The 9,292-nt window shown below is 63.1% G+C and carries 7 protein-coding genes; 2 read left to right on the plus strand and 5 right to left on the minus strand.

The features are described from left to right. Positions 1 to 20: 20 nt before the first annotated feature. From ACK5L9_RS20825 to ACK5L9_RS20845, 5 genes are all read right to left on the minus strand, one after another. Complete coding sequence (locus ACK5L9_RS20825) at positions 21 to 1,007, minus strand: sugar ABC transporter substrate-binding protein (RefSeq protein ID WP_416913370.1); 987 nt, start codon at positions 1,005 to 1,007, stop codon at positions 21 to 23. Between the two features lie 70 nt (positions 1,008 to 1,077). Continuing rightward, positions 1,078 to 1,911 (minus strand): polysaccharide deacetylase family protein, encoded by an 834-nt coding sequence (locus ACK5L9_RS20830; RefSeq protein WP_416913371.1) that lies wholly within the window; start codon positions 1,909 to 1,911, stop codon positions 1,078 to 1,080. Beyond that, positions 1,908 to 2,813 carry a myo-inosose-2 dehydratase gene (iolE, locus tag ACK5L9_RS20835; RefSeq protein ID WP_416913372.1) on the minus strand — a complete coding sequence of 302 codons (906 nt, stop codon included), beginning with the start codon at positions 2,811 to 2,813 and terminating at the stop codon, positions 1,908 to 1,910. The genes ACK5L9_RS20830 and iolE overlap by 4 nt, the downstream gene beginning before the upstream one ends. Before the next feature lie 9 nt (positions 2,814 to 2,822). Further along, positions 2,823 to 3,977 carry a Gfo/Idh/MocA family protein gene (locus tag ACK5L9_RS20840; RefSeq protein ID WP_416913373.1) on the minus strand — a complete coding sequence of 385 codons (1,155 nt, stop codon included), beginning with the start codon at positions 3,975 to 3,977 and terminating at the stop codon, positions 2,823 to 2,825. Between the two features lie 106 nt (positions 3,978 to 4,083). Next, positions 4,084 to 4,953, minus strand: coding sequence for an isocitrate lyase/PEP mutase family protein (locus ACK5L9_RS20845; RefSeq protein WP_416913374.1), 870 nt, complete (start codon positions 4,951 to 4,953; stop codon positions 4,084 to 4,086). Positions 4,954 to 5,731: 778 nt separating this feature from the next. Here ACK5L9_RS20845 and ACK5L9_RS20850 point away from each other — a divergent pair. Both ACK5L9_RS20850 and ptsP read left to right on the plus strand, forming a co-directional pair. Continuing rightward, positions 5,732 to 6,988 (plus strand): aspartate kinase, encoded by a 1,257-nt coding sequence (locus ACK5L9_RS20850; protein ID WP_416913375.1) that lies wholly within the window; start codon positions 5,732 to 5,734, stop codon positions 6,986 to 6,988. A 69-nt stretch (positions 6,989 to 7,057) separates the two neighbouring features. Then, positions 7,058 to 9,292: phosphoenolpyruvate--protein phosphotransferase (gene ptsP, locus ACK5L9_RS20855; RefSeq protein WP_416913376.1), on the plus strand; the 2,235-nt coding region annotated here is incomplete at its 3' end.

Genomic DNA, 9,292 nt, shown 5'->3' on the forward strand with positions numbered 1-9,292 from the left:
TGTCGGATCCAGCCCGCCGGTCAGCGGAAGCCCGCTTTGCTAAGATCGCGCACGGCGGCGGCGGCGTCCTGCATGATGAAGGCCGGACCGGTCCGGACGGCCTGCGGCGGGAAGGTCTGATACATCGCCTTGGCGGCCAGGAACATCACCGGGTAATAGCCCATCAGGAATTGCTGGTTGTCGATGGCGAACATCATCTTGCCCTGATCGACCGCGTCCAGAACCTCGGGCGACAGGTCGAACGTGCCGATCCTGATGCTGTCAAGTCTGCCGCGTTCCTCAAGCATCTTCAGAACCGGTGCCCCGACCGTAGGCCCCAATGTCAGCACGCCCGTGGCGTCGGGATTGGCCGACATCGCCGCCTCGACCCGGCGCGTCGCGTCGGTGGGATCCATGGTCACGGAAACCACGGTCGCCTTGCCGCCGCTTTCCGACAACCCGTCATTGAAGCCCTGACAACGCTTGTCCAGACTGACATTGCCGACCTCGTGGTTCACGCAAAGACCCTGCGTTACCCCCGCCTCGGCCATGATCTTGCCGGCATTCACGCCGTTATCGTATTCCGATCCGCCCCCGACGAACAGGTCAAGGCCCCATTCGCCGACCTGATCCTCGCCCGTGTCGATCACGATGACCGGGATCCCGGCGGCCTTGGCGTTTTCGATCGGAGCCTTCAGCGCGGCGGCGTCCGGGATCGACACCACCAGCCCGTCCGGTTTCGAGGCCGTTGCCGCCTCGATCATCCGGGCCATGCGCACCACGTCGAACGTCTCGGGTGCCTGATATTCGACGGTAACGCCAAGGTTCTTCGACGCCTCAAGCATGCCGTTCTTCACGATGGTCCAGTAGACATCGTTCGCCTGACCATGGGTCACAAAGACGACGCGGATATCCTTGGCCTCTTTCATCTGCGCCTCGGCGGCACCGAATGGCTGCACCAGCAGGGCGGCGGCCCCCATGGCCACAACGGCCAGACCGCGACGGGTCATTTTCGCAAGCGTGTTCATAGCTACTCCTCTCCTGTCAAAATACATCTTCCTGTCGCCTTGAATGGCGCTTCCCGGATTGCGGCCCCGATCAGGCCGGTAAGGTACCCCGAACGGGGGCATGAGTGTCCAGCCAGCGGCCAAAGCCGTCGCTGACCAGAAATCCGTATTCCTGTATGCGCATATCGGCCGAATCGGGTTCGATCACCGAAATCTCGCCCGGCGCATTGGCGTGCAGCGCGAAAAAGGTCACGCCCTCGCCGATCTGGCCGAACAGATCCAGATAACGCTGTTCCGCCGTGCCGCGCAGATGCCAGGGCGTTTCCAGCACGCTGTCCACGACCCCGCAGCCCGCGTCCCGCAGCATCGTGGCGCGTTCGCGATAGAATCCGTCATCAATCTGCCCCAGATTGTGACGTGGCCCATAGGACAGGATCGAGGCCGGATACAGCGTCGGAATACCGTATTCCCGACCAAGTGCGATATAGATGTCGTAAAATTCGGGCGACAGCACCGCGCCCATATGCCCGTCCATATGCGCGGGGCGCAGGCCGGTCGCAAGGAAAGCTTCGATCTGGGCGCGCAACTCGGCCTCGACTGCGCCGGGGCGGGCATGGCGGCGCAATTCGGGAACGCTGCGCCACTGATAGCCGTCATCGTCCACCAGCCCCGCAGCACGTCCCGGCGCGGTCAGGGGCCGCCATCGGTAATGCCGCTTTTCCGAGGTCAGCGTCAGATGGATCCCGATCTTCAGCGCGGTATCGGCAAGACCCAGCTCGATCATCTCCAGCGCCCAGGGACAGGGCAGCATCAGCGAGCCGGAATCGACCCGCCCGGCCCGTGACAGCGCCACAAAGGCGCTGTTCGCGCCGTGGCACATACCGATGTCGTCAATATTGATGGTGACATGAGGGCCGGGCATCATGCGGCCCCGGTCACGTCGAAACCCGCCTCGGTCGCCATCGCCAGCAGATTGCGATAGCCCAGCCGCGCATAGGTCAACGGATGGGCTTTCTTCGGATCCTGTTCGGCCTCGACTACGATCCAGCCCTCGTATCCGCGCGCGGCCAGCGGTTTCAGCAGCGCGGTGAAATCGACACTGCCATCGCCCGGTACCGTAAAGATGCCCTCAAGCACCGCATCCATGAAGCTTGCATCCGTCGCCCGCGCCTTGGTCAGAACCGTGGGGCGCACATCCTTGCAGTGGAAATGCACGACGCGATCCAGATGCCGGGCCAGAAGCGTCGCGGGGTCGCCGCCCGAGAACAGGCAGTGCCCGGTGTCGAACAGCAGCCCGGCCGAGTCGCCGGTGTTTTCCATCAGGCGGTCAATCTCGACGTCGGTTTCGACAATCGTGCCCATATGGTGATGAAAGGCCATGCCGACGCCAAAATCGGCAAAGCGGTCCGCCAGTTCCGTAACCTTGCGTCCATAGTCGCGCCATTCGTCATCTTGCAGCCGCGGACGCTGCGAGATCGGCTGAAAGATGCCGTCATGCCGCCCGCGCGAGGTATCGGCGTAAACCACATGCCGCGCGCCGCAATCGCGCAGCAGCGTCAGATGCGGCAGGATCGCCCGGTATTCATCCTCGACGCTTTGTTCAAGAATCCGCCCGTCATACCAGCCCGACACCAGTTCCAGCCGGTGATCCGCCAGCACACGCGCCAGCGTCGCATGGTCGCGGGGGAATTTCCCGCCCAGTTCCGTTCCGGCATAACCGGCCTGTCGGGTCTCGGACAGGCAGGTTTCCAGCGGCGTGTCACCGCCAAGGCTGGGAACGTCGTCATTTGTCCAGGTGATGGGGTTGATGCCGATCCTGATGGCCATGGGAACCTGCTAGGTTGAGGGTGAATGTTCGGGATTGTCGATCCAGCCGCGCGCCTCGGACGAATCCAGTATCGCCTCGCATATGCGCGCGATCCGGGCGGCCTCGGCCAGATCGGGATAGACGCTGTCACCCGTCGCGATGCCGCGCAGGAAGGCGGCGATTTCGATGGTCTTGAGGTCATTGAAGCCCAGGCCATGCCCCGGCGCGGGCAAAAAGGCCGGATAGCCGGGATGACCGGCATTTATCAGTACCCGCCGAAAGCCGGGAATGCCCCGGTCCGCGTCCTCTTGCAGATAGACCGACAATTCATTCATCCGCTCGCCCCCGAAACGGATCGCGCCCCGGTCGCAGATCAGCTCGAAGGCGATGTCCATCTTGCAGCCAAGGGCAACGCGGCTGGCCTCGATCATGCCGGTGGTGCCGCTTTCAAAGCGCAACTGCGCCGAGGCATAGTCCTCGTTCCCGACGGCGCGCATCTCTTTCCTGCCCGGATCAGCCGGGCGCAACGGATGCACGATGGCGCTGTTTCCCGACAGGCTGGCCACCGGGCCACAAAGATAACGCGCCACCGCCAGGATATGACAGCCCAGATCACCCAATGCGCCACAGCGCCCGGCAATGGCAGGGTCCATCCGCCAGGAAAAGGGCGCGTCTGGCGAGGCCAGATAATCCTCGAAATGGCGGCCATGAAAATGCACCGGGCGGCCCAGTATGCCACTGTCCAGCAATTGCCGCGCATGGGCCACCATCGGCGCGCGCAGATAGGTAAAACCCACCGCGTTCACCACACCCGCCACCTGCGCCGCATCGGCCAACGCCTGATTTTCCGCGGCCGACAGGCCCACCGGCTTTTCGCACAGAACCGCCTTACCCCGTTCAATGGCATGGCTGGCGATCCTGTGATGGAACTGGCCAGGAACGGCGATCACCACTGCATCCGCATCCTCGACTGCCTGCCGCCAGTCATCGGTCCAGTTGGCAAATCCCGTCTCACCGGCCAGCCGGGCGGCTTTTCCGGCGTCGAGGTCGCACAGCACATGCGCGCAGGCCCGCAGCGGCAGCTCGGCAAAGGTCGCGTTCACCGCGCGGATGGCCAGCGCATGCGAACGGCCGATGAAACCGCCGCCGATCAGCCCGATCCTGATACCTGATCCCCGATTCACCCCTGCCTCCCCACGTTTGCGGTCGCGGACAATCAGACGCTAGGCCCGCTCTGGTATTGCGCAAAGTACCAGACGGCGAGAAAAACAGGGAACCAGTTCGAGACTTTCAGACGAACTTCTTCTCCAGCGCGTCAAACAGGGGTTTTTGCACCGTCTCTTGCCGCAGCATGAAGTCGGCGACCAGATCGCCCTCGTCCATGCGGCCGGTCCGCTGCAATTCGGCAAGCGCGCGCTGCATGCCCAACAGCGCGCCCTGCAAGGCCACATTCGCATACAGCACCAGCGCAAAGCCCATCCGGTCCAGCGTGGCGAAATCGATGATCGGGGTCTTGCCGCCGACCACCAGATTGATCAGTTGCGGTGTTCCGGCAAGGCGGCGGGGGATTTCGGCGATTTCTTCCAGACTGGTGGGTGCCTCGACAAAGGTGATGTCGGCGCCGTCCTCGACAAAGGCGGCGGCGCGGTCGATCGCCTCGGACAGGGACAGGGTGGCGCGTGCGTCGGTGCGCGCGACGATCAGGAAATTCGGATCCTGCCGCGCATCCGCCGCCGCCCGGATGCGGCCGCGCGCCTCGTCCAGCGCGACCACATCCTTGCCGTTGAAATGGCCGCAGCGTTTCGGGCTGACCTGATCCTCAAGCTGGATCGCGCTGGCCCCCGCCCGTTCGATCACCCGCACGCTGTGATAGACATTGACGGCGTTGCCAAAGCCGGTATCGGCATCCACCACCAGCGGCAGATCGGTGGTGTTGCGCAGGATCGCGGTGTGCTGCGCGATGTCGGTCAGGTTCACGAAACCCATGTCCGGGATGCCGTAAAACGTGTTCGTCACCCCCGCGCCCGAGATATAGATCGCCTCGTAGCCCAGCCCCTCGATCACGCGGGCCGACAGCGCATTGGCCGCGCCCGGCATCAGGATCGCACCGCCCCGGCTCAGCCGCTGGCGAAAACCCTCGTTGATCTCATGCGTCAGCATCTGCCCTGTCCCCTTGCTGCGGTTCATTGCGGTCTATGGCCAGCGCCGCAGCAAGGTGCAAGCCGACTTTCAATTTCCCACAAGTTGTACTGTCCGCGCCGAGTGCGATATCGGCCAGTCTGCTCCCCCTCCGGATGATCATGTTTCCGGACGGCGGGTCGCTTTTCCTTGCGAGATATCCGCCATCGCCCGCGAGCCCGCCTGTGCAACCGCAGGCGCTTCTGGCGCACGACAACCTTCCGGCACGCATTTGGCTGTGCATCGGAGTTGCGCTGATTGCATCGGCCGTCAGCGACGGGCTGATCCTTGTCGCCCGGATGACCGGTCGCCCGGAATTGCAGCCATGGATCATCACCGTGTTTTCCGTGGGCAATCTGGTCTCTTCCGCCTGTCGCCCTATCTGCACAGCGACCCGGCCGAAAAAACTGAACTACCCGAGGTCAAGGCCGGGCCGGATGCCGAACTTCAATCGCGAGTCTCGTCGGGTGGCGGGGGGCCAATCCAGGCGATCGGCCTGGGGTGGAACTCAAATGCGAGGCAAACGTCCATAACATTCATCCGAATCATGCACGCTACATTTGTCCGGACTGCCGCATAGGTCCGACAGGGCTCAAACCAGCGCCAGATGCGGAGAACGGGGCATTCGTCAGCGCCGCTGGCATGAACGCCGGAACATAACGTGACAGATCGCACCCACCCCTGTCGTGCCCCCTTGCGGTTTTGGCCCCCCGCCCATAAAAGCCCCGCCGATGGACAACCCCGTGGCTGGAGGCCCTGAATGCCGCTTCTGGTGATGAAATTCGGCGGAACATCCGTGGCCGACCTGGACCGGATCAAGAACGCCGCCAAGAAGGTGCAGCGCGAGGTCGAGCGCGGCTATGACGTCATCGTCATCGTCAGCGCGATGTCGGGCAAGACCAATGAACTGGTCGGCTGGGTCGAAGGAACCTCGCCGCTGTTCGACGCGCGCGAATATGACGCCGTGGTCAGCTCGGGCGAGAATGTGACTGCCGGGCTGATGGCGCTGAGCCTGCAGGAACTGGGCATCCCGGCACGAAGCTGGCAGGGCTGGCAGGTGCCGATCAATACCACCTCTGCCCATTCCGCAGCCCGCTTCGTGGACATTCCGCGCCACAATATCGACCAGAAATTCGCCGAAGGCTTCAAGGTGGCTGTGGTCGCGGGCTTTCAGGGGCTGGGGCCGGACCGCCGGATCACGACATTGGGCAGAGGCGGGTCCGACACCACCGCCGTTGCCTTTGCAGCCGCCTTCGGGGCCGAACGCTGCGACATCTATACCGATGTCGATGGCATCTATACGACCGATCCGCGTATTACCTCGAAGGCGCGCAAGCTGAAAAGGATCGCCTTCGAGGAAATGCTGGAACTGGCCAGCCTTGGCGCGAAGGTGCTGCAAACCCGCTCGGTCGAGCTGGCGATGCGCTATAAGGTCCGGTTACGGGTGCTGTCCTCTTTCGGGGAAACCGACGAAAATTCGGGTACACTGGTCTGTGATGAGGATGAAATCATGGAATCAAAAGTCGTCAACGGTGTCGCCTATTCGCGCGACGAAGCCAAGATCACGCTGGTCACGGTCGAGGACCGCCCCGGCATCTCGGCCGCGATCTTTGCTCCTCTGGCCGAGGCGGGCGTGAATGTGGACATGATTGTCCAGAACATTTCGGAAAAAGATTATGACGATCACCCCGGCTCGGTCACGGACATGACTTTTTCGGTGCCGATCAATCAGGTCGAACGCGCCAAACGCGCCATGGAAGAATCGCGCGCCGCCGGTCAGATCACCTATGACGAGCTGATCGTCGATACCGAGGTCGCCAAGGTCAGCGTTGTCGGAATCGGTATGCGCAGCCATACCGGCGTCGCGGCGATGATGTTCAGGGCACTTGCCGAAGAAAACATCAATATCAAGGTTATCGCAACCAGCGAGATAAAGATTTCGGTCATGATCGACCGGAAGTATATGGAATTGGCTGTTCAGGCACTGCATGATGCCTTCGGTCTCGAAGCAGCGTGACGATGCCGGGCTGAGGTCCGGCATCCGGGCGCGAAACGGGGCCATCGCGACAGCAAAGGCAGGCAGGCGATGATGGACCGCAAGGACAGCGATTCCCGCAAACTGCTGCGGCGGCTGAAAGAAATTCTCGGCGCTCCGGGCGGCGGGCAGGACAGGCTTGACCAGATCACCCATCACATCGCCGATTCGATGGGGACCGCCGTCTGTTCGATCTATCTGTTCCGCGACCCCCAGACGCTGGAACTTTGCGCGACCGAGGGGTTGCGCGCTGAATCCGTCCACCAGACCCGGCTGCGTCTGGGCGAGGGGCTGGTGGGTCGGGTGGCCCGTTCTGGCCGCTATGTGAACAGCGCCGATGCCCCGTCTGAACCGGGTTTCCGATTCATGCCCGAAACCGGGGAAGAGGTGTTCCCTTCGTTTCTGGGCGTTCCGATCCAGCGGGTCGGCGAAAAGCTGGGCGTTCTGGTTGTCCAGTCCCGCGCGGCGCGGCAATTCAGCGACGATGAGGTTTATGGCCTGGAAGTCGTCGCCATGGTGCTGGCCGAAATGGCCGAACTGGGTGCGTTTCAGGGCGGCGGGTCCGACAGCATGCCCAAGGCGCACCGCTTTCCGCTGGTGATCCACGGCACCAGCGCACAGGAAGGCAGCGCCGAGGGGCAGGTCTGGCTGCACGAACCGCGCGTCGTCGTCACCAACCCGGTCGGTGACGATCCCAAACGAGAACGTGAAAGGCTGCATGAAGGCGTCGATACGCTGCGCGCGACCATCGACGCCATGCTTTCCGCCGCCGAGATGGGCGAAGGCGAACATAACTCGGTTCTGGAAACCTATCGCATGTTCTCGCGTTCGCGAAGCTGGCTGAAGCGGATGGAAGAGGATATCAAGCTTGGCCTTTCAGCCGAGGCTGCGGTGGAAAAGGAACAATCCGCAGCCCGCGCCCGGCTGGAGCTGGCCTCGGACCCCTATCTGCGCGACCGGCTGCACGATCTGGACGATCTGGCGAACCGGCTGTTGCGCATTCTGACGGGCCAGGGACTGGATACCGGCGCGGAACTGCCCGAAAAGCCGATCCTGATCGCCCGCAATATCGGCCCTGCCGAATTGCTGGAATATGGCCGCAACCTGAAAGGCGTCGTGCTTGAGGAAGGCTCGGTCGGCAGCCATGCCGCCATCGTGGCCCGCGCGCTGGCAATTCCGCTGGTCATCCATGCAAACCGCGTCACCTTCGAGGCACTGAACGGCGATCCGGTCCTTGTGGATGGCGATCAGGGCATCGTTCACCTGCGCCCCGAGGAATCAGTCGCCGCCGCCTTTCGCGACAAGATGGCGATGCAGGCCGAGGCGCAGACCCGCTATGCCAGCCTGCGCCACCTGCCCGCCACCGGCACTTGTGGCACGACCATTCAGCTTTATATGAATGCCGGGCTTATGGCCGACCTGCCCTCGCTGGAAAGTTCGGGCGCGGAAGGCGTGGGGCTGTTCCGCACCGAGCTGCAATTCCTGATCCGCAGCCATGTCCCGCGCCGTGCGGAACTGGCCGAACTGTATCGCCATGTCCTGAACAGCGCGCATGGCAAGACGGTGATGTTTCGCACGCTCGACATCGGCTCGGACAAGGTGCTGCCCTATATGAAACCGCAGGACGAACCGAACCCCGCGATGGGCTGGCGGGCGATCCGCGTCGGGTTGGACAAGCGCGGCGTCCTGAGGATGCAACTGCAGGCGCTGATCCGGGCGGCATCGGGGCGACCGCTGCACGTGATGTTCCCCTTTGTCGCCGATATTGGCGAATACGAAAGCGCCCATCGCATCCTGATGCAGGAAATGTCGCGCGAACAACGGCTGGGACACGCCATGCCAAGCGACATCCGCGTCGGCGCGATGCTGGAAACCCCTTCGCTGGCCTATGCGCCCAAGCGGTTTTTCGAAATGTGCGACTTTATCTCGATCGGCGGAAACGACCTGAAACAATTCTTCTTCGCCGCCGACCGCGAGAACGAGAGGGTGCGCCGCCGCTATGACATGCTCAGTTCGCCCTTTCTCGATTTCCTCAGCCATATCATCGCGCGTTGCGAGGATGCGCGCGTGCCCTTGTCCTTTTGCGGCGAGGATGCGGGTCGCCCGGTCGAGGCGCTGACCCTTGCGGCATTGGGCATCAGGCGGCTGTCGATGCGCCCGGCCTCGATCGGCCCGGTGAAACACCTGATCCGCCGCGTCTCGATAGAAGAGTTGCGGCGGGTCATCGACGAGGCACGGGCGGCGGGCAAGCCGAATTTGCGCGCAACCGTGACCGAATGGCTAGCG

This window comes from Paracoccus sp. (in: a-proteobacteria) (genome assembly GCF_047973135.1).
Taxonomy (GTDB): domain Bacteria; phylum Pseudomonadota; class Alphaproteobacteria; order Rhodobacterales; family Rhodobacteraceae; genus Paracoccus.